General features: G+C 34.2%; 24 protein-coding genes. 21 read left to right on the plus strand and 3 right to left on the minus strand.

Going from position 1 to position 21,756, the window contains the following annotated elements:
* Nucleotides 1-123: 123 nt before the first annotated feature.
* Nucleotides 124-522, minus strand: coding sequence for a hypothetical protein (locus tag ACEPXD_RS08010; RefSeq protein ID WP_391122071.1), 399 nt, complete (start codon nt 520-522; stop codon nt 124-126).
* 209 nt (nt 523-731) lie between these two features.
* Here ACEPXD_RS08010 and ACEPXD_RS08015 point away from each other — a divergent pair, with 209 nt between their 5' ends.
* From ACEPXD_RS08015 to msrB, 11 genes are all read left to right on the plus strand, one after another.
* Nucleotides 732-908 carry a hypothetical protein gene (locus ACEPXD_RS08015; RefSeq protein WP_391122074.1) on the plus strand — a complete coding sequence of 59 codons (177 nt, stop codon included), beginning with the start codon at nt 732-734 and terminating at the stop codon, nt 906-908.
* A 281-nt stretch (nt 909-1,189) separates the two neighbouring features.
* Nucleotides 1,190-1,627 carry a BrxA/BrxB family bacilliredoxin gene (locus ACEPXD_RS08020; RefSeq protein WP_391122077.1) on the plus strand — a complete coding sequence of 146 codons (438 nt, stop codon included), beginning with the start codon at nt 1,190-1,192 and terminating at the stop codon, nt 1,625-1,627.
* On the plus strand, nt 1,624-2,403 hold the full coding sequence (locus tag ACEPXD_RS08025) for a class I SAM-dependent methyltransferase (protein ID WP_391122080.1): 780 nt from the start codon (nt 1,624-1,626) through the stop codon (nt 2,401-2,403). Before ACEPXD_RS08020 ends, ACEPXD_RS08025 begins: the two co-directional genes overlap by 4 nt.
* Nucleotides 2,404-2,686: 283 nt before the next feature.
* Nucleotides 2,687-3,262: a YpjP family protein gene (locus ACEPXD_RS08030; RefSeq protein ID WP_391122083.1), complete on the plus strand. Its 576-nt coding sequence runs from the start codon at nt 2,687-2,689 to the stop codon at nt 3,260-3,262.
* Between the two features lie 85 nt (nt 3,263-3,347).
* Complete coding sequence (locus tag ACEPXD_RS08035) at nt 3,348-4,292, plus strand: thymidylate synthase (protein WP_391122086.1); 945 nt, start codon at nt 3,348-3,350, stop codon at nt 4,290-4,292.
* Between the two features lie 21 nt (nt 4,293-4,313).
* Entirely contained in the window at nt 4,314-4,814 is a 501-nt protein-coding gene (folA, locus tag ACEPXD_RS08040; protein ID WP_391122089.1) for a type 3 dihydrofolate reductase, read from the plus strand.
* A 226-nt stretch (nt 4,815-5,040) separates the two neighbouring features.
* Nucleotides 5,041-5,880 (plus strand): DegV family protein, encoded by an 840-nt coding sequence (locus ACEPXD_RS08045; protein WP_391122092.1) that lies wholly within the window; start codon nt 5,041-5,043, stop codon nt 5,878-5,880.
* A 149-nt stretch (nt 5,881-6,029) separates the two neighbouring features.
* Nucleotides 6,030-6,836: a GDSL-type esterase/lipase family protein gene (locus ACEPXD_RS08050; RefSeq protein ID WP_391122095.1), complete on the plus strand. Its 807-nt coding sequence runs from the start codon at nt 6,030-6,032 to the stop codon at nt 6,834-6,836.
* A 12-nt stretch (nt 6,837-6,848) separates the two neighbouring features.
* Nucleotides 6,849-7,421: a YpmS family protein gene (locus tag ACEPXD_RS08055; RefSeq protein WP_391122098.1), complete on the plus strand. Its 573-nt coding sequence runs from the start codon at nt 6,849-6,851 to the stop codon at nt 7,419-7,421.
* Nucleotides 7,422-7,433: 12 nt separating this feature from the next.
* Complete coding sequence (gene msrA, locus ACEPXD_RS08060; RefSeq protein ID WP_391122101.1) at nt 7,434-7,958, plus strand: peptide-methionine (S)-S-oxide reductase MsrA; 525 nt, start codon at nt 7,434-7,436, stop codon at nt 7,956-7,958.
* Entirely contained in the window at nt 7,955-8,365 is a 411-nt protein-coding gene (gene msrB, locus ACEPXD_RS08065) for a peptide-methionine (R)-S-oxide reductase MsrB (protein WP_391122104.1), read from the plus strand. The genes msrA and msrB overlap by 4 nt, the downstream gene beginning before the upstream one ends.
* A 464-nt stretch (nt 8,366-8,829) precedes the next feature.
* Here the strand turns inward: msrB and ACEPXD_RS08070 are convergent, their stop codons facing one another.
* Nucleotides 8,830-10,656 carry a methyl-accepting chemotaxis protein gene (locus ACEPXD_RS08070; RefSeq protein ID WP_391122106.1) on the minus strand — a complete coding sequence of 609 codons (1,827 nt, stop codon included), beginning with the start codon at nt 10,654-10,656 and terminating at the stop codon, nt 8,830-8,832.
* A gap of 155 nt (nt 10,657-10,811) precedes the next feature.
* Between ACEPXD_RS08070 and ACEPXD_RS08075 the strand changes: the two genes are divergently transcribed.
* The 9 genes from ACEPXD_RS08075 (at nt 10,812) to ACEPXD_RS08115 (ending at nt 19,220) form a co-directional block, all read left to right on the plus strand.
* Nucleotides 10,812-11,033: a YozE family protein gene (locus ACEPXD_RS08075; RefSeq protein ID WP_391122109.1), complete on the plus strand. Its 222-nt coding sequence runs from the start codon at nt 10,812-10,814 to the stop codon at nt 11,031-11,033.
* 71 nt (nt 11,034-11,104) lie between these two features.
* Entirely contained in the window at nt 11,105-11,809 is a 705-nt protein-coding gene (gene deoD / locus ACEPXD_RS08080; protein ID WP_391122112.1) for a purine-nucleoside phosphorylase, read from the plus strand.
* A gap of 129 nt (nt 11,810-11,938) precedes the next feature.
* Nucleotides 11,939-13,420, plus strand: a complete 1,482-nt coding sequence (locus ACEPXD_RS08085; protein ID WP_391122115.1) for a S41 family peptidase — start codon at nt 11,939-11,941, stop codon at nt 13,418-13,420.
* Between the two features lie 65 nt (nt 13,421-13,485).
* A complete protein-coding gene (locus ACEPXD_RS08090) occupies nt 13,486-14,391 on the plus strand; it encodes a CobW family GTP-binding protein (RefSeq protein WP_391122118.1) in 906 nt (301 codons plus the stop codon).
* A complete protein-coding gene (locus tag ACEPXD_RS08095; RefSeq protein ID WP_391122121.1) occupies nt 14,384-14,644 on the plus strand; it encodes a hypothetical protein in 261 nt (86 codons plus the stop codon). The genes ACEPXD_RS08090 and ACEPXD_RS08095 overlap by 8 nt, the downstream gene beginning before the upstream one ends.
* Nucleotides 14,645-14,803: 159 nt before the next feature.
* Complete coding sequence (locus ACEPXD_RS08100) at nt 14,804-15,625, plus strand: CAP domain-containing protein (RefSeq protein WP_391122124.1); 822 nt, start codon at nt 14,804-14,806, stop codon at nt 15,623-15,625.
* 95 nt (nt 15,626-15,720) lie between these two features.
* Entirely contained in the window at nt 15,721-17,142 is a 1,422-nt protein-coding gene (locus ACEPXD_RS08105; protein WP_391122127.1) for a spore germination protein, read from the plus strand.
* Nucleotides 17,135-18,160 (plus strand): GerAB/ArcD/ProY family transporter, encoded by a 1,026-nt coding sequence (locus ACEPXD_RS08110; protein ID WP_391122130.1) that lies wholly within the window; start codon nt 17,135-17,137, stop codon nt 18,158-18,160. Before ACEPXD_RS08105 ends, ACEPXD_RS08110 begins: the two co-directional genes overlap by 8 nt.
* On the plus strand, nt 18,153-19,220 hold the full coding sequence (locus ACEPXD_RS08115; RefSeq protein WP_391122133.1) for a Ger(x)C family spore germination protein: 1,068 nt from the start codon (nt 18,153-18,155) through the stop codon (nt 19,218-19,220). The genes ACEPXD_RS08110 and ACEPXD_RS08115 overlap by 8 nt, the downstream gene beginning before the upstream one ends.
* A gap of 12 nt (nt 19,221-19,232) precedes the next feature.
* On the opposite strand, the gene ACEPXD_RS08120 is transcribed toward ACEPXD_RS08115, so the two are convergent.
* On the minus strand, nt 19,233-20,588 hold the full coding sequence (locus tag ACEPXD_RS08120; RefSeq protein WP_391122136.1) for an MATE family efflux transporter: 1,356 nt from the start codon (nt 20,586-20,588) through the stop codon (nt 19,233-19,235).
* 45 nt (nt 20,589-20,633) lie between these two features.
* Here ACEPXD_RS08120 and ACEPXD_RS08125 point away from each other — a divergent pair, with 45 nt between their 5' ends.
* Complete coding sequence (locus ACEPXD_RS08125; protein WP_391122139.1) at nt 20,634-21,725, plus strand: undecaprenyldiphospho-muramoylpentapeptide beta-N-acetylglucosaminyltransferase; 1,092 nt, start codon at nt 20,634-20,636, stop codon at nt 21,723-21,725.
* Nucleotides 21,726-21,756 lie beyond the last annotated feature (31 nt).

Here is a 21,756-nt window from a genome sequence, read left to right on the forward strand (position 1 = left end):
AGCCTATTACTTTTTTGTTAGAAAAGCTGATTCAAAAAAAGAAATTGAGTAATAAATGTATTTAACGGTAAAAAAGACCCGTCCACAGATTTAATTGTGGGTAGGTCGCTGTTTTTATTTTTCTCAAACCAATTCTTCCGACTCCTGCGCTAATATTGGTTTATGATACTTTTCTTTGCCACCCCAACCTTCTATATTAATAGTGTTTCCCATACCGTCCTTCCAACCTTCTTCGATTGGATTCGCGCCATTGTTCAAATCCTCAACTTCGTCGTAGTCGTTTAGCTTTACGTAACCGATGATGACACCATCATTTTTTTCAAATCGCAATAAGTCTGTTTCTTTGTGTATTGTATAGTTTTCAAATTCCCACATTGTTTTTTCCTCCTTGTTTTCTTTGATGTATCCTTCAATCCAACTTCTAATCAAAGCAGATGCGTTTACGTGTTTCGCGTCCATAATCTGCATGAAATCTTGTTTTAAATCAGTAGGTACGCGTATCATGATGTTTTCTGATTTCAAATTAACACCCCCTTCATTGGTTTTTCTAACTGCTTTAAATATAACACTAATGTATTTACGTGTAAATACATATTCTGAAAATTTAAAAAGTAAATCAAAAGTGCTACAATAAAAAATTAAAATGGAATATACATTCAAAGCGTTTGTACTGCAGTTAGATGATTTAGGTAGATGTAACTGTATTAGAATAAGCCTAGAGGTGTATTGTTGTGGATGAAAATGAAAAAATGTTGAGGGCAGCAGTGGATGATTTGTATAACGTATTGACTAGCGAAGAAGTATCCTATCTACTGCAACTGTTGATCGAGATGACTAAAAAGGAATTAAAAGAGTTTATTGAGTATTCTCTTGCAATATTCCATGAAAGAGACGCCACCAGCCATTGATCAGGTAGGTTGTTTATTCAATATCTATTTCATAATTAGGTAAAATTGGTATCACTCCAATAACAGGTAATAGAAAATACACGAATCATCATATTCAACATAAGGCATATTATTTTTCTTTAATTATAACTTTCGATTAAATAAAAGTAACAACAAAAACTAACATAAAAATAACATTTAAAGTGAAAAGAAGTGAAAAAATATGAAAAGAGAAGTAGAATAGAGTTTAGAAATCCCTTTAAATAAAGGGAGAATGAACATAAACGAAAGCAGGCGAAACCATGAATGCGTACGATGAATATATGAAGCAAGTAGTAAAACCGATGAGAAGTGAACTAACCGATGCAGGGTTTATAGAATTGATAACTACTGAAGAGGTACAAGATCATATGGCAAGAGTAAAAGGAATATCACTAATAGTGATTAACTCTGTTTGTGGCTGTGCAGCAGGACTAGCTAGACCGGCAGTAGTTGCTGCGATTAATGAATTAGAAGTAAAACCAGATAATTTAGTAACTGTGTTTGCTGGGCAAGATCAAGAAGCAACAGCAACGATGAGAAGCTACTTTGAAGAGGTTCCACCAAGTTCGCCTTCAATTGCCATTTGGAAGGACGATCAATTAGCGTATTTTATTCCTCGTGAGCAAATTGAAAGCAATTCAATGGAAACGATTAAAGATCATTTATCTGGTGTGCTTTCACAAATTGTTTCTTCATGAGTGCAATTGTAACAACAGCTGGAAGAACAAATGAGGAGTTTATTGAAAAAGCAAAACAAATAGCCACTGAACTTTCCATCCCCTATATGAAACGGAACAAGCAATCAGTGAAGATGATGCAAGAAGCGTTTCAATTGGATGTATTGGTAGTAAAGAAGGAGAGATTAGAGTTACACGCTTATGGTGTTACGACTCCTTTTTTCTTCCATCCTAACTCCGCTGCTTTTCGATTGAAAAGGTTACTTAAAGGTGAGCATGACGTTTTTTTACAAGCAACAAATTTGCAAAAAGGGGATCGATTTTTGGATACAACAGCTGGACTTTGCTCCGATAGTATTATTGCTGCTCATGCAGTAGGAGAATTAGGGAGCGTCCACTCATGTGAAGTAAATAGACTTATTGCTTACATAGTTTCTACTGGATTAAAAAGTTACAAAACGTATTTTAGTGAGCTCCAATCGTGCATGCGCAATGTACATGTAATTCATCAAGATGCGTTGGAAGTATTAAAAGTGACAGAGTCTAATTCATATGATGTAGTTTATATGGATCCAATGTTTGAAGAAATCATTGAAGAATCGTCTAATTTTGAAACGCTTCGTGCAGTTGGCGATCATCGGATGCTAACAGAGGAATGGGTGGAAGAGGCGAAACGAGTGGCAAGTAAGCGAGTGGTTTTAAAAGCACACTTTCGTTCTGAGCTATTTCAAAAGTTCGGTTTTAGACAGTTTGAAAGACAAACCTCTAAATTTCATTATGGTGTAATAGAACTGTGATAATTATATATAAAAACGCTTTGCATTAAGTTGCAAAGCGTTCTTGTTTTGATATTAGTCCGTAAAGTTAAGAGAAATTAAATATCCTAAAAAGAATAAAAATCCGATTCCAATTATTAAGCTTGTATCCATAATAAATTCTCCTCCTTAAATAAAAAACGTGCTGTATGTTTACATTAATTATTGTACAATGAATAATAAGAAGATGAAACCTTTTGTTCTTAAAAACGTATATTATCATAATAGTAATACAAAAATGGTCAAAAGTTGAAGGTGATAATGGATGAAAAAGTGGATTCAAAAATCAATAATTATAACAGTTGCATTATTAACGTTTGGTCTGATTTCTCCGGATCATCTCATTTGGGAGCAATTATTAGACCAAAAAAATCCCGAAAAGTCTTTGTTTTCGGATTCAGAGTCTTTAAGACATGAACATGTTTCATTATCAAAGGAACAAGATTTAAAAGATTCTATTACAGTTGCAGCGAGAGAGCAAGCATACATAAAGTTTGGTGAACGTATTGGTCCTGTTATTCAAAATGAGTTTGATGAAGTAATTTTTCCACGTATTCAAGAAGCTATTGATGCAACTATTTCTAAAACTGGACAAGAAAAAGCAGTGAACTTAGCAATAACGGAGCAGCCATCTGGTGAATATCACGAAAAGATTTTTCACGTTTATAACAATGAAACAAGAAAAGATTTAATACGATTTCATGTAAGAACAGATAAAAAACCACAAGAAGGATATTATTTTAATTTTCATTACCATTTAGCGGAAGATAATTATACAAAGCATTATGCGTTAGGAGAAATTTATTGGTCCAAAAACACTCCTCCTAAATGGCTTTCCTAAACTTTCAATGCCCTCTTGTCGTCAAGAGGGCATTTTTTCGTTATAATGAATGCAAGAATAAAAAGTAAAGATAAGGGGCATTTCAATGGAACAGTACTTAAATTTGTGTAGACATATAAAAGATCATGGAGTAATGAAAGAAGATAGAACGGGTACTGGTACAAAAAGTTTATTTGGCTATCAAATGCGTTTTGATTTATCAAAAGGATTTCCACTATTGACTACAAAAAAAATAGCGTTTCGTTTAGTAGTGAGCGAGTTATTATGGTTTCTTAAAGGGGACACGAATGTCAAAACATTAATAGAAGCCAATAATCACATTTGGGATGAATGGGCTTTTGAAAAATGGGTGAAAAGTGAAAGTTATGAAGGACCGGATATGACTAATTTTGGTATTAGAGCTGCAAATGATCCTGCATTCAAAATAATAGTTGACGAACAGATGAAAGTCTTTTGTTCTAATATAGTGTCGAATGACGACTTTGCAAAGGAATTTGGTGACCTTGGTCCAGTTTACGGAAAGCAATGGCGTTCGTGGCCAGGTAAAAATGAACAAACAATCGATCAAGTCCAAAATTTAATTGAACAAATTAAAAAAAATCCAGATTCACGTAGACTTATCATTACAGCATGGAATCCAGCAGAAGTAGATGACATGGCCCTTCCTCCTTGTCACACGTTTATGCAGTTTTATGTCATAAAAGGGAAGCTTTCATGTCAATTGTATCAACGAAGTGCAGATGTATTCCTAGGGGTGCCTTTTAACATTGCCTCTTACGCGTTATTAACACATTTAATCGCCAAAGAATGTGACTTAGAAGTTGGAGAGTTTGTTCATACACTTGGGGATGCGCATATATACCTGAATCATATGGAGCAAGTCGAAACGCAATTAAAGCGTACTCTAAAAACGTTGCCAACCCTATTACTATCTTCCGAAAAAACGTCTATTTTTGATTTGCAAATAGAGGATATTACTATTGATGGGTATGATCCACATCCTCGTATAAAAGCACCAATTGCTGTTTAGACTGAGAAAGGAGGAAAAAAGTTGATTTCATTAATCGTAGCACATGATGCAAACAGAGTAATAGGACTCGACAATAAAATGCCTTGGCATATACCTGGTGATTTAGCTTATTTTAAAAATAAGACAATGAATAAAGCAATGATTATGGGTAGAAAAACGTATGAATCCATTGGAAGAGTTCTACCTGGGCGAAAGAATATCATTATTACAAGAAATCCTTCTTATCAAGTTGTTGGTGCTGAAATAGTTAGTACAATCGATGAAGCTCTTAAATTGGCGGAATCATTTCACGAGGAAGTGATGGTCATTGGGGGAGAGCAAATTTTTAAAGCGATATTACCAAAAGCGGATCGTCTTTACGTTACATTTATTCAGAATGCTTTTGAAGGAGATACTTTCTTTCCGCCTTATAGTGAGGATGAATGGGAACTTGTCGAAGTATCAAAGGATATGAAGACAGATGATGGGACAACGTATGCTTATTTGATATATGAAAAAAGGAAAGGTAAGATTATTACCTAAGATTCAGGATGTAAATAATTGTTCCTTAAAATACCTTCCAAAAGTTCAAGTTTCCATGCTACCGTCATATATTGAAGAAAAGAAAGAACCCAAGGAAATAAGCAAGAAGGATTTGCAAAAAAATGAATTGAGTAATTGTCATAGATAAATTAAATTCTATAGCTAGAAGTTAATATAGGATTAAACTTCTTCTTATAATAGATGTATAAAGGAAAGAAGGGATTTTGTGTCTAAAATTCATATTGTAACGGATTCAACGGCTGATTTAACAAAAGAGTTGATTGAATCCCTCCAAATTCATGTAGTCCCATTAACTATTCAAATAGACGGAGAATCTTTTATTGACGGTGTAAATATTCAACCACAAGAGTTTTTAGAAAAAATGGGTACATCGAAAGAATTACCTAAATCCTCGCAACCAGCAGTAGGTGTATTTAAGGAATTGTATGATAAGCTTGGAGAAAATGGAGATCAAATAATATCCATACATATGACAGGTGGCATGAGTGGAACGGTGAAGTCAGCACAAGCTGCGGCAAAAATGTCTGAATCTGATGTAACAGTCATTGATTCTGAATTTATTTCCTTTGCATTATCTTTTCAAGTAGAAGAAGCTGCAAGAATGGCTAAAATGGGAGAAGTATTAGAAACAATTTTGGAAAAGTTAGAGAAAATGCGAGCGGACACTAGTTTATATGTAGTGGTGGATACTCTAGATAATTTAGTAAAAGGCGGGAGAATTGGGAAGGGTACTGCCATATTAGGTTCGTTATTATCCATTAAGCCAATCGCAAGCTTAGCTGGCGGTGTTTATACACCTATAGCAAAAGTTAGGAGCCATAAACAAGTAGTTAGTTTTTTATTTAAGCAGTTTACAGAAGATACTAAAGGAAAAATAGTAAAAGCAGTTGGAATATCTCATGCCAACGGTTTAGCCATGGCAGCGCCATTAATGAGGCTAATTGAGGAATCCGGGTTTAATTCCATTCAAGTTTCTTTTACTTCACCTGTTATTAGCACACATACTGGACCTGGAGCAATTGGTTTTATGTATATGACGGAGTAAGTAATAAGCAGGGAATTATCCCTGCTTTTCTTTTATCAATTAAAAAGGTTAAACTTTTCTACTTCCTTGCTCGAATCTCGTCATAGAGGAACGTTGCTTGTTGGGGCAGATAAAGGTACTCGGTTTTTTCTTATCGAAAGGAGTTAGAAATGAAGTACATTTTTTACTTACTATGTATCATTTTTTTAGCTGGTTGTGAAAATCCAGATACTTTTGCAGTAGACTTTACGAAAAAAGAATCTATTTCTTTCGCAGAATATGTTATTCCCTACTCTTTTTTTCCAAGAACATTACAGTTGGTTGGAATTGGCGACTCCCTTACAAAAGGTGTTGGGGATGAGTTAAAAAAAGAAGGTTATATAGGGAGAGTAAAAACTGAACTTTTCCAATTTAAAGGAATAGAAGATGTTGTTTTAACCAATACTGCATTAAGAGGTAGAAGAAGTGACCAATTATTAAAACTTCTAAATAATGGTGATTTTGATTATGCAATTCGAAATGCAGATATTATGATGATTACTATTGGTGGAAATGATTTAATGAAAATTGTGAAAAAAGATTTGTTTAACTTAAAGGTAGAATCCTTCGAGAAAGGGTTAATTTCATTTGAAAATAATTATATAAAAATTATTGATAGGATTCGTAAGATTAATAGTAACGCAAAAATAGTGTTAATTGGTCTTTATAATCCGTTATCAATTGTTTCGGAAGATTCTAGTGAATTTGATACAATTATTAATGAATGGAACGCAACAATAGAAAATATTGCTAATGACGATGAAAATGCTTGCTTCGTTCCTATAGAAACACTTTTTGATACAAATGGAAATCTAGTATATCATACCGATTTTTTTCATCCGAATAGCAAAGGATATCAATTGATGAGTGAATCTATTATGAATTCCTTAATAGATTGTGGTTTTATAGATGATAAAGATTGGGAATTGTTGTTTTAAGGAGCAGATGAGATGAACAAATGGAAGATTGCATTTTTTTTACTTGTAATCATGATAATCGGATTAGTGGTTGGATTATTTTATTGGATATCAACTCCATCTGATTCATCGGAAGAACAGTTAGAAACAACTAATTATTCAGGCAACGTGCTAACAGTAAACTCTACGAAAGAGGATTTTGAGGGTATTGCTAATACGTTTATGAAAAAAGCGGTGGGTAGGAAAACTTTACCTTTAAAATTAGAACTAAAAGATCAAGTGATTTTGACTTCTGAAATAATAGCTTTTAGGAGTATTATTCCAGTGAAAATGTATTTTGAACCTTTTGTTGAAGAAAACGGTGATATTCGATTAGTACAATCTTCATTAGAGATAGGTATAGTCAAACTCCCTCCAGAAACAGTACTAAAGGTATTAAAAGATTCCATACAACTTCCAAATTGGATGATTGTCAAACCTTCTGACAAAGAAGTTTTAATACAATTAGCAAATATTCCAATGGCTTCTGGTGTACATGTACGTGCCAAAGAATTGAATTTAGCTGAAGACGTTATTACATTAGAAATAGTAATCCCAGATGAGTGAGGAGGAAATAATATGGAAAAGGCAACATTTGCTGGTGGTTGTTTTTGGTGTATGGTTAAACCATTTGATACATTTGAAGGTATTGAAAGTGTAATATCTGGCTATACAGGTGGACATACGCTAAACCCAACGTACGAGCAAGTTTGTTCTAATAACACAGGTCATTACGAAGCTGTTCAAATTACGTATGATCCAGCGATTTTTTCTTTTGATCAGTTATTAGAAATTTTCTGGATGAATATAGATCCAACAGATGAAAATGGACAGTTTTTTGACAAGGGAAGTTCTTATCAAACAGCAATATTTTACCATTCAGAAGAACAACGTGAAAAAGCTGAAAAGTCCAAAGTAGATTTGGATGCATCTAAAAAATTTCAATCAAAAATAGCTACGAAGATATTACCTGCAAAAGAGTTTTATGCAGCCGAAACCTACCATCAAGAATACTATAAGAAAAATCCGGCGCATTATAATCGATATTATGTCGGATCTGGAAGAGCGGCATATATCGAGAAAACATGGAGGGATTCCAAATGAAAGACAAATTAACGGAGATGCAATATTATGTGACACAGCAAAATGGAACAGAGCCACCTTTTCAAAATGAGTATGATAAGCATTTTGATGAGGGGATATATGTAGATGTCGTTTCAGGGAAACCATTATTTCATTCGAAAGATAAATACGATGCAGGTTGTGGATGGCCAAGTTTTACAAGACCAATTGGATCACAAGAAGTGGTTGAACATGTCGATGAAAGTCATGGGATGAGAAGAGTAGAGGTTAGAAGCAAGACTGCTGACTCGCATTTAGGCCATGTGTTTCCAGATGGTCCCTCAGAAGAAACTGGATTACGTTATTGTATAAATTCAGCATCTTTGCGATTTGTATCAAAGACCCATCTGAAAGAAGAAGGTTATGAAGATTATTTGAAATTGTTCTAGAAGAGTCCCTGCGTAAGAAATAATTCTGCGCTATTCTGACAATTTAAGAGGATTGAGAACCAATAATACCTCCTACACTTCAATGTATAAAGTGTAGGAGGTATTTGTTTTTAAGTGGGAAGCGTCAAATGATGCTTACCTAGCCAAAAGGTTGGCATTATTTGGCGCAAGTAGGTTGAACTCAAGAGAAATAGATAGTATTCAACTCTTCGTCCGCTTTTAAAAGAGTAGAAAATAATTTTATTTTTCATTAACCGAACCAAATGCATTATGTTTTTACACATTCCAAGAAGGCGACGGACAATCATCCGCCACAAGATTACCGAAAAAAGTGGATTTAGAAGTGACACAGTCACTTCTAAATCCACAAAAATTCCCCCGGTAATAGTGTAGCCAATGTTTCGTCTAAAGCACTCTGGCTATAGTAAAGACCAGTTGCACTTAAAGGACTTGCACTTTCTCATTTACAATTTAAATTCATTTACTACTTTTCGAAGTTCATCTGCTTGGTTCGATAATTCTACTGCAGAAGCATTAATTTCTTCCATAGCAGCCGATCCCTCTTGAGCAGCCGAAGCGGATGTTTCAGTATTGGTAGCAGTATTTTCTGCAATTTGATTAACCTCAATAAAGGAAGCAGCAACTTCTTGGCTAAAGTTAAGCGTGTCTTCAATTTGTTTTACCATTTTATCAATGATTGAAATAGTTTTATTTGTTTGATTCATAATTTGTTCTAAAGAAGCATTTGTTTCATTCGCCACTTCTACACCACGAATCACATTTTCTACACCTTCATGATTTTGTTTTACAATGGAAGTAACCTCCGTTTGGATGGAAGTTACAATACCAGTTACTTCTTTCGCTGCTTTTTGAGATTGCTCTGCAAGCTTACGAACTTCATCCGCAACAACAGCAAAGCCTCGTCCGTGTTCTCCTGCTCTTGCAGCTTCAATTGCAGCATTCAACGCAAGTAGATTTGTTTGTTCTGCAATTGCAGTAATAGTTTTAATAATAGAAGTAATTTCATAAGACTTTGTTCCGAGCGCTTCAACAGTTTGTGAAGTGTTCGCCATAGTCTCTTCAATTTTCATCATTACATCTCCGGAGTGATGTACTGATTCAGCCCCTTTACGTGCAGCAATCATCATATGATCTGTTGCTTCTTTTACAGCTTGAGCATCATTATTTAAATATCTAGTTGCTTCTTCAAGCGAGTTCATCTTTTGAATAGCGATATTCATACTCCGCATCGTTTGTTCACTTCCAACAGCAATTTCATTTGTTGAGTCTGCAATAGATTGTATAGTTATTGCTGTCTCATCAGAAGAAGCCATAAGCTCTTGCCCACTAGCTGATACATTCTCAGTAAGTAAACTCACTCTTTTTACCAAATTTGCAATGGAAGCGATTAAAACGTTTGTACTTTCTGCGATTTCACCAAATTCATCTTTGGAACGAATTTTCACACGTCGAGTTAAGTCACCGCCAGCTTGGGCAATATCTAAAATAGAACGATTGATAGCATAAGTACTTCTTTTAATAGAAAGAAACAGATAAATACCAAATGAAATTGTTAATGCTACTGAAAAAACGGTTAATGCGATAAATAAGAATAAAGAAGTATTATTTCCCTTCTTTAAAAGGTCAATTTGACTCGCATTATTTTTAGCTAGTATTTCATTCATAGCAGCAATATGAACATCTACATAATTCATGGCAGTTTTCCCATTGCCAGCGTTTACTAATTTTTGAGCGGATTCAATACCTGTTTCATCACGCATTTTAATTACTCGGTCAGAGTATTGAAGGTATGTCGTAAAAAATTGGTTAATTGATTGTATTTTTTGTAATTCTTCTGGACGATCTTTATAAATTAGATGCAATTCTTTTAAATGAGTAATAATTGCATCTTTATATTTTTTATGACTTGCCATATAATTTGACTTACCGGTTATAATATAACTTTGTTCTGCATATGCCAGTTGAGCAATTTCGGTGGAAATCTGATTTACCATCATTTGCTCTTTAATGTCTTCATTCGTAAATTTCTCTAAAGCTTGTTGAGATGAAAACATTTTGCTAGAAGTTAATACAAGCATAGAAATTAAGATTATAATAAGGACGGAAAAGATGATAAGTACGCGACCCCTTATAGAATTATAGATATTGATTTTTGTTGTTGCATTAGGTTTTCTTCCTATCTTTTTCTTGTTTTTAAAAAACGTTAAGAAAGGTGTTTTTTTCTCCTTCGCCCTCTTCTTTTCATGTTTCTTTACTTTTGGTAACTTCAATGGTTTTAATTTATTTCTGATCCCCTTTAACAACCATATCAACCCTTTCTACAAGTATTACCTATTAATATTTTTAAGTTTACTTGTTTTAGATAGAATTATCTACATGTTTTTTGAATTTTCCATGTCTTCATGACTAAAGTTGGAGGTGAAATATGAAACAATCGTTTTATCTTTATGCATTAAAATACCGTGGGGGACAAAAGAAGGATATAAAAACACTCTTTGCAGAAACCATGTTTAATCAACATGATTTTCCAAAAGCAGAAACCTCTTTTGATTCTTTATCGAAATATATAGAAGAACTTGCACACGTTGAAATGAGTGCAACCGTTTTTGACGAACTTTGGGAACTTTATAAAGAAGCAAGTAGTTAGCAATTTCGTTGCAATTCAACCAAAAAAAATGTATCATTAAGCGGATAAGTAATAGAAATGAGGTCAAATAAATGAGTATACACATTAGTGCAAAAAATGGTGAGATTGCGGATACAATTTTGCTGCCTGGAGATCCACTTCGCGCAAAATATATTGCTGAAACATTTTTAGAAGATGTTGTTCAATACAACGAGGTTCGTAATATGTTTGGTTATACTGGTACATATAAAGGAAAGAGAATCTCTGTTCAAGGTACTGGAATGGGTGTTCCTTCAATCTCTATTTATATTCATGAATTAATGAATGATTATGATGTTCAAAAATTAATTCGTGTAGGTACTTGTGGTGCTATCCAGAAAGACGTAAAAGTTCGTGACGTAATCCTTGCTCAAAGTGCTTCAACAGATTCTACTTTGAATAAAGTGTTATTAGATGATGTTAGTTATGCTCCAACTGCAGATTTTGACTTGTTATATAAAGCATATAATGTTGGTAAAGAAGCTGGATTAAGTCTAAAAGTAGGTAATGTATTTACGGCAGATTTATTCTACAATGAAAATGCTCAAAACGAAAAATTGGCTAGCTATGGCGTACTTGCGGTTGAAATGGAATCTGCAGCGCTTTATACGTTAGCTGCGAAATTCGGTCGTCAAGCTCTTTCTGTATTAACAGTTAGTGACCACATCATTACTGGGGAAGCAACAACTTCTGAAGAGCGTCAAACTACTTTCAACGATATGGTTGTTGTTGCATTAGAAGCAGCAATTCAAGACTAATATCTTTAATTTGTCTGTCAATATTAGGAAGATTTCTTCTTTGGTAGATTATCTTCATAAATAGACTGTCATTTAGATGACAGTCTATTTTTAAAATAATTTTTAGTTTTTGTGAAAAGGGTGAAAAATTTGGACGAACAAAACAAATCAAATGAAGAGCTAAATTCTTCAGAAGTAAAACCAGCATCGCGGTATATTAAGATGAAACCATTTGTTTTTCTTATTATGATTTTCGCCTTAGTAATAGCGACTGCAACTGTTACGATGTTTTCTTTAACTCTTGGAAAGGACAAGGTTATAGGGGGAGTTGCACCGCAAAGTGAGCGTGCGGAGTTCTCCAAGTTGTATATGGCTTATGATAAGTTAAAAGAAGAATACTATAAAGATATAGATCAAGACGCGATTGTTAATGGTGCGATAAATGGGATGATTGACGCTCTTGATGACCCGTACTCTGATTATATGAATAAGGAAGAAGCCTCTCAGTTCAATGAAAGTATTTCGTCTAGTTTCCAAGGAATCGGTGCGGAAATTCAAGAAAGAGATGGTGTAATAACGGTAGTTTCCCCGATTAAAAATTCTCCTGCTGAAAAAGCGGGACTATTGCCGAATGATAAAATTATGGCGGTTGATGGAAAAGATATTAAAGGATTTACAGCTTCTGAAGCAGTGTTATTAATTCGTGGAAATAAAGGAACCGAAGTTAACCTTACGATTAAACGTGGGGAAAATGCGTCGACAGATATTACGATCGTTCGTGATGATATTCCGATAGAAACGGTTTATGCAGAGATGGTTGGAGATAATGTAGCACATATCATCATTTCAAGCTTTTCGACAAATACGTATGATGAACTTGTAAAAGCTATTAAAGAGATGGATAAACAAGGCATGAAAGCACTAGTATTAGATGTGCGTCAAAATCCAGGAGGACTTCTTGATAGAGCAATCGATATTTCTAATTTATTCGTTGAAGATGGAAAGCCAGTTCTTCAAATTGAAGAAAAAGGAAAAAGGGACATAACAACTGCATCACCAGGAACGAAAGTGAAAGTCCCAGTATCATTAATTATTGATGGTGGTAGTGCATCAGCATCCGAGATATTAGCAGGGGCACTAAGTGAATCAGCTAATGTACCATTAGTTGGATTAAATTCTTTTGGTAAAGGTACAGTTCAACAAGTAAATGACCTACCAGATGGATCAAACATTAAAGTTACTATAGCAAAATGGTTAACACCTAAGGGTAATTGGATTCATGAGAAAGGGATTGCTCCAAACTATGTTGTGGAATACCCTGCTTATGCAATGCTTGCTCCATTAGACCCATCCGTGATATTAAAAGAAAATCAGTCTTCTGAAGCTGTCCAAAATGCGAAAGAAATGTTGAAAGCAATTGGTTATGAAGTTGGAGAAATGAATGAAGACTTCGACGCTACATTTGCTAAAGCAGTGAAAAAATTTCAGATAGATAATAATGTTGCCACAACCGGTGAGTTGACAGGCGAAACTTCTTTCATTTTAATGGATAAAATTCGCCAAAAAATAGTAAAAGATGATCCACAATTGGAAAAAGCCAAAGAAGTGGTATTAAAGCTTCTGAATAAGTAATAGTTTACAGTTAAAAGCTGGCCTTTATGGTCAGCTTTTTCAACATGAAGAAGGGAGAAGATAGTATGAAAGATGTATATCTATTAAGTGGGTTTTTGGGAAGTGGAAAAACTTCTTTATTAGCTCATTTAATTGCTCAATTTAAAGTGGAAGGATTAAAGCCGGCAGTCATTATGAATGAGTTAGGAAAATTAGCTTTTGATAGTAGAGCAGTCGATAAGGATGTGCCATTAAAAGAAATGCTGGAAGGCTGCATTTGCTGCACAGGTTCTGAGAAAATGGAGGCCCAACTTCAGACGCTATTAGAGGGAGAAACCTTCGATGTATTATTAATAGAGACAACAGGGGCTGCACATCCTGTTGAGGCAATAAATGCTGTTTTTTCTCCACTCTTTGCAAGCAAGTTAAATATGAAAGGCATTGTTACAGTAGCCGATTGTAAAAGATGGCTTGAAAGAGACAAAATGACTCCACAAACACGTATGCTTTTTCTAGAACAAATAAAACATGCGCATTTAATTGTGGCAAATAAAACGGATTTACTCTCCGATTCCGAAATTGCTTCAGTTACTATGCAAATACAAAGTTTAAATAATGCGGCACCAATTATCCAAACTACAAATAGTAAGATACCATTAGCGTTAATTACGAAGTTGGAAGCAACTTTTCATGAAAAGAGCATTAATAAAACAGCTATTGGCAAACAACTATTTCTTTCTTCTAGATTACACACCTTTTCTGAAGCGGTTGATCAAGATTCATTTGAAGACTGGGTAAGAGGACTTCCTGACACAGTTTATCGTATGAAGGGCTATGTTCCATTAAAAGGACATAAATACCCCTATCTATTTCAATACGCATATGGAATGGTACAATGGTTGCCAGAATTTATGAAGATGGAGCCCCAAATCGTTCTAATTGGGGAGCAAATAGATACAATTGAAATTATTGGAGATTCTTCGTATGATTGATGCTTTTCACCAGTTATATAAAGGAAGAGGAGCATTAGAAAAAGTACGAACAGAAGAAGAGGTTCGACGGGTTATTCAAAGTGAGTTAATGGATGAGTTTACACATCCAAGAGCAAGGCGTTCCATAGAAACAAAATATGGTTTTGCCATTACGAGAATTAAATCAAGTAAACTATCTTCTGAAGAACAAAATTGTCTAATAGACGTTTATAAAGAAGAATATGCAAAACTGTCAACAGGATATGAAGTGTAAATTTTGATCTACTTGGTTAAGTTAACCAATAATAGTTTTATAGTTTGTTATTCTCATCGATACTTTTAACCAAACTGGACGTGTTGGTAAATATTATGGGAAAATTTCCTCCAATCTTATGTTTACAATAGGGGTGCACAAAAGAAGGAGGAAATGAAAATGAATAAAAAACATTCTATCATTGTTGGATTACTAGCAGGTGGCTTATTGTTTTCAACTAATACAGCAAATGCGGCGATGACAACTGGAAATTCACATACTACTTCCGAGGCAAAAAAAGTCGTCACATATCAATGGAACGCACCATATAATATTATTAATAAATTTGATTGGAACGATTTTAATAACTTAAGCTATCTACTAAATTCAAATCTATTAAATTCAAATCTAGTAATAGAAATACCATCTACACCAGTAAAAAAACCAGTAGAAGCAACACCAGTTGCACCGGTAAAAAAACCAGTAACTACAACACCAACTACGCCGGTAGAAAAACCAGTGACAGAAACACCAGTAAAAAAACCAGTGACATCAACACCAAGCACACCTGTGAAACAGCCTGTAACTGAACAAACGCCACCTAGTAATAATCAGGAAGTAAAAGTACCGGCAGCAGTTCAAGAAGTGGTTGATTTAACAAACAAAGAACGTGCAAAAGAAGGATTAAAAGCTTTACAAATTGATGTGAAGCTTAGTCAATCAGCTCAAGCAAAATCACAAGATATGAAAAATAAAAACTATTTTGATCATACTAGTCCAACATTCGGTTCTCCATTTGATCAAATGAAATCTCTTGGAATTACTTACAAATCAGCAGGAGAAAACATTGCTATGGGACAACGTAGCGCTGCTGAAGTTGTAGATGCGTGGATGAAATCTCCAGGACACAGAGCAAATATTATGAATCCATCGTTTACGCATATCGGAGTTGGATTATCTGATAGTGGATTCTACTGGACACAACAATTTATAGGAAAATAATAGAGTCTGAGCCTATCGAGTTTTACACTCGATAGGCTCTTTTGCGTTTATATTCAAAACATAGAGCACATACTTCGAGAGGAAGAGGTGATCTAGTGATTGTATATAAAGAAACGATGGAATTACTTCAAAATACATTCTCCCATTCCTTTGATTTTATAACGAAGGAATTACAATGGAATGATGATCCAGTTATTCTTTGCTATTATGCAACGATGATTGATACAGCAGTTGTACTGAAACAATTCAATCATATACAACTGCGATACGAAACGAACGACCCAAACTGGAATCTAACTCCATTTTCAGAAGAGGAAGAATTTTCAATTGAGCAATTAGAGATAAGTATTTCCACTGGAGAGACTGTTCTTATATTCCCAAAATCTAATACGATGCTTCGTATAATAATGCCTAAGATTTCTTCAAGAGTACCTTCACCACCACTAAATGAATACGTAGTTCGAGGATCTCATGAGGGATTTGTTGAAAATCTAGACGTAAACATAAATTTAATAAGAAAAAAAATGAATACACCTGATTTGAAAATAGAAAGATTAGTAATTGGTTCTACAACTAATACAAAAGTATCCATCATTTATTTGCGCACAAAAGTAGATCAAGGAGCTTTGGAAGTATTGAAAGAAAGAATATCTAAAATAGAGCTAGAAATGTTATATAGTTCGGGGCAGTTAGAAGACTATATAGAGGATTCGATTTGGTCCCCATTTCCTCAGTTTTTAAACACTGAAAGACCTGACAGAGTAGTTGCGAATATATTAGAAGGTAGAATTGCCATCCTGTCAGATTCAGATCCTACTGCATTAATTGCCCCAACAACTTTAATCACTTTTTATGAATCTCCTGATGATTTTAATGGGCGATTATTAGTTGGATCTTTTTATCGATTAGTCCGTTTAGCTAGTTTTTTTATAGCTATATTTTTACCAGCATTTTATATTGCTGTAGCTAGCTTCCATTTTGAAATAGTACCAATAGATTTGGGTGAGGAAGTGAAGAGTTCAGTTAGTCATGTTCCTTTTCGTCCCATATTCGAAGCATTTCTTTTAGAGATAACGATTGAACTTATTCGTGAAGCAAGTATTAGATTGCCCAGTCCTGTAGGCCAAACAATTGGTGTGGTAGGAGGATTAGTAATTGGGGATGCAATCGTATCTGCGGGACTTGCTTCTAATTTAATGGTAATTGTCGTTGCCTTAACAGCACTTGCTAGCTTTGTAGTCCCTTCAGTTGAGTTAAGTACTTCGATACGTATTTTAAGATTCCCTTTTATGATTGCAGCCTCGATATTCGGCTTTTTTGGGCTTGTCATGGGATCTCTTATCCTTTTCATCCATCTGCTAAATTTACACTCTTTAAATCGACCATATTTGTCTCCCATAATACCTTTTGAACCAAAAAAGTTATTAGAGGTTTTTTTCCCTGTTCCATATTATAAGTCGAATACGGTACAAAAGAACTTTTATTTCTTCAAAAAAGGATTGAAGAAAAATGAATAATTGGACAGTGTCTAATAAGCAATTATTTTTATTTTTATTTATTATTCAAACAGGCACGATTTTTATAACACTTCAAACACGAGTGATAAAAGCTGCAGAACAAAATGCTTGGATTGTATTCACCATAGTCAGTTTCCTACATTTTGTACTGCTAATCATTTTTAATAAATATTATAAGTACTTTCAATTAAATAAATTTGAAAAGTGGCTTTTTCAAATTTATTGGTATGTTGTAGTAATTATTTTTTTGGCAACAATCGATTTTTTGTTAATAGTTTGGGTTTTTCCTTTAACACCCCATTTTATAGTTATTGGTTTAATCGTTTTCATTTCTTTCTATGTAAATATAAGTAAATCCGCCGTGCCATTAAATATATCAGTTATCTTAATCCCTTTCATCATATTGTTTTTAGGAGCATTATTTCTTGCTGTTCCAGATTTAATCTGGACTAATTTGTTCCCTATAGGTCATATGCAAAAAGACCAATGGATTGGTGGGGGAAAGGAATCATTAAATGCTTTTATCGGTTTGGAAGCTTTTTTAATATTGCGACCATTCGCGCGAGACAAAAGAGAAATAAAGACAAAACAGATTCTATCCTATCAACTTGCTCTAACTTTATTTTTTTTAATTACAATAATGTTCACCATTCTATTTTTTCCGCTGGAAGAATTAAAACTTATTCCTGTGGCGATAACATTTATATTTAAGTCGCAAGATGTTACGTTTGTAGAACGATTAGATTTGTTTTTTACTTATATTTGGATGATGTGGAGCATAATAACGGCTGCGTTATTTATATTTTTAGGCATTCACCTATATAAAACAATGCATAAACGGCATTTTAAATTTACAGTAATCATACATCTTGTCATATTTATTTGCCCTCTATTTTTATTGTCTCGGGAGATACTAAAGACAGCAAATGATTTACTAGCGTATGGTCATTTGTTTTTTGGGATATTACTGCCCTTATTTATCCTTTTTAAGGGATGGAGGAAGTCATTGCGTGAGTAAAAATATAAGTATATTAATAATCGTATTACTCCTATTAAGTGGATGTTGGGATGAACGTCTAAACAAGGATTTTGCGAGTGTACCTATGGTTGGGTTCGAGGGAGAAATAGGTAAATTAACGGGTTATTTTGGGTTGCCAGGGGAGCAGCATCAAAGTGAGCAATTTGAAATGTTATCGGCTAAGGGTATATCTGTACAGGACGTAGCTCAAAAAGTAGATCAAAAAGTAAATGAAAGATTGGATCTGTCAAAATTAACAAGTATATTACTTTCCGATGACACAGTAAAAAGTGATTTAGATCACTATCTAGATGCTTATTATCGAAATTCTCGGAGCCGATTAAATACTGTGCTAATAATTACGGAAGGCAGTACAGCACCATTTATTCAATATGGAGATAAAATGGGTAGTGATGTAAATAATTATTACAGTGAATTTGTAGAAGGATTTAAACTAGAATCTGTTTTAACTAAAGCGGATATTCAGCAGTCTCTCTCTGACTTAAAGGATGAAGCAATTGACTTAACTTTGCCATATATCAGAATGTCCAAAGAAGGGAATATTCCAGAATTAATTGGGCTTGCTCTGTTTAGCGGGAAAAAATTCTCGGGAAAAACGTTAAATAAAGATGACTCCATCGTATTGCAACTGATGAAAAAGAAGAAAGGGAAGTATCCTTTTTTAACGTTCTCACACAAAGAAGTCCCTTTAACGATTAGAGTTGATAATTTACAAAGGAAAATGAAATGGGACGGTACGCATATTGAAATACATTATAAAATGAAAATAGGAATAATAGAATATTATAAGAATCATTTATTAGAGAAAAAAGAAATTCAGGAATTAGAAAAATTTTTAGAAGAAACATTTACGAAACAAATGGATGAAATTTTAAAAGTCTTACACGATAGTAATTGTGACGCTCTTGGAATAGGTCGTTATGCAAGGGCCTTTCATCCAGATGTATTTGAGAAAAATAAATGGAATGAAATATATCCAACCTTAACTATTACACCGACTGTGCAAGTAAAAATTATTGAAACAGGCATAGCGGATTGAAAAACGACAATTTTACGCGTCGTTTTTTTTGATTTTCCTTTGTAAATAAATGAGTCTTGAACCAAGTGTGAGAGCTCCTAGCGTTAGACCAACAATAAGGCCAATCCAATAGCCGAATCGTTCAAAAGAAGTATAATTTGCTAGAATATATCCTGTAGGTAACCCAATAATCCAATACGAAACGATAGCCATTATAAAAGTGATCGTGACATCTTTATAACCTCGAAGTGCTCCTTGAACTGGAGCTTGAATGGAATCTGAAAGCTGAAATAATGCCGCAAAGAAGAAAAATTGAACCGTCAACGTGATTACTGCTTGATCATCCGTATAGATTGTTGCAATTTGTTCTCTAAATAGGAGCAATATTGTCGCTGAGATAAAGCTAAACAATATAGCTGTAATTACTGCTAACCAACTATAGGTTTTTGCATCTTTCAAACGATTGGCACCAACTTCATAACCAACTAAAATGGTTGTTCCCATGGCAATGCTTAATGGAACCATATAAAGCAGAGAGGTGAAATTCATGGCAATTTGGTGTGCGGATATTACTGCGGTTGAATAAGTGCTCATAAGAATAGTAACAGCAGAAAAAATCGTTGTTTCAGCAAAAATCGACAATCCAATTGGTAAGCCTATTTTAGTTAAAACCTTAAATTTGATGAAGGATGGTTTACTCCAACCGTGGAATATCCTTAACTCCGCAAAAGGTTTGTTGCGATATACGATAAAGATTGCAATAAATAATATTAACCAATATGTAAGTGCAGATGCTAGCCCTGCACCAGCCCCTCCAAGTGCAGGCATTCCAAGTTTCCCATATATAAATATATAGTTTAATGCAATATTGATAGGAGCAGATAACAGCGTAATAATCATCGATACACGAGTTTTTCCTAGTGCATCAATAAAAGAACGGAGCACACTATAGAGAAATAAAGGAATAAGTCCAATACTCATCATATACAAATAATCCTTTGCCACGACGCGTACACTATCCTCAAGCGGGATGAGTTGTAGCGCAGGATCAATAAACAATAAAATACCAAAAAATATCACAATTGCCAACACAATAGCAATATAAAATCCTTGTTGCACAAAGATGGGTACGTCTTCCTTCTTTTTCGCACCCATTAATTGTGCTACAATGGGCGTAATGCCTAGTAAAATACCTGTTAGTCCAGTATATACAGGCACCCAAAGTGATGAGCCAATAGAAACACCTGCTAAATGATCAATACTATATTTACTCGTCATTAAAACATCGAAAAAAGTCATTAAATACAGGGCAACCTGAGTGACTAATATTGGGACGACTATTTTGATCATTTGAAAACTTTTTTCTGATAATGTTTTTGTTTCTTGCATTTTGCATACATCCTTTAAAGTTATAAGATAGTTAGGAGATTATTAATGAATAATAACACAATTGTTTTAACAGGTGGAGGAACTGCGGGACATGTTTCATTAAACCAAGCAATTATTCCTGAATTAAAAGAAAAAGGCTATGAAATACATTATATAGGTTCTTCTGATGGAATAGAAAAAACAATAATTACTGAAAACTTCCCGGAAATACCATATTATGCGATTTCAAATGGAAAGCTTAGACGGTATTTTTCTATGAAGAATTTTTCCGATCCTATTAAAGTTCTTTATGGCACCATGCAAGCCGCAATGATCCTCCAAAAAGTAAAACCATCTCTCGTATTTTCAAAAGGTGGATTTGTCTCGGTTCCCGTTGTAATTGCAGCAAAACTGGCAAACATACCAGTAGTTATTCATGAATCTGATATTACACTTGGGCTTGCGAATAAAATTGCTAGTTCCTTTTCAAAACATGTTTTTACAGTTTTTGATGAGACGTTGAAATACTTGCCTGCAGAAAAAGCTTCCTCTATCGGAGCAATTATTCGCCCAGATTTGTTAAATGGAAATTCCTTTACTGCAGAGGAGTTAACTGGTTTCAGAGCTGATAAAGAGACCATTATCATAATGGGGGGCAGCCAAGGAGCAGCAAAAATAAATGAGGCTATTTATGAAAATATAGATGTTTTAACAGAAAAATACCAGATCATTCATCTTTGTGGTAAAGGAAATGTAAATATGTCCTTAAAAGGTAAGCCGCATTATATTGCGTATGAATATGTTAATAACGAGTTGCCTCATTTATTGAAAATATCGAATTATGTTATTACGAGAGCAGGTTCAAACTCCATATTTGAGTTTTTAGCGCTAAAAAAACCGATGCTTTTAATACCTCTTTCTATTCATGCAAGTAGAGGTGATCAACTATTAAATGCGAACTACTTTGAAGAAAAAGGATTTGGACTTGTTTTAGAGGAAGACAACTTAACTCCAACAACGTTTTTAGAATCACTTACGAGACTAGTTCAACAAGCAGACGAAATTACTGTAAAACAAAACGGAACTACTACTTCTAAAACACCAGCAGAATTTGTTGAAACACTTTTAACTTATAAGAAAAATGCAAGCGTCCTTTAAGTGCATTTGGGCATCACCAATTCCCGAGTGC

Origin of the sequence: Psychrobacillus sp. L3, from assembly GCF_042945595.1 — a bacterium.
Classification (GTDB): Bacteria; Bacillota; Bacilli; order Bacillales_A; family Planococcaceae; genus Psychrobacillus.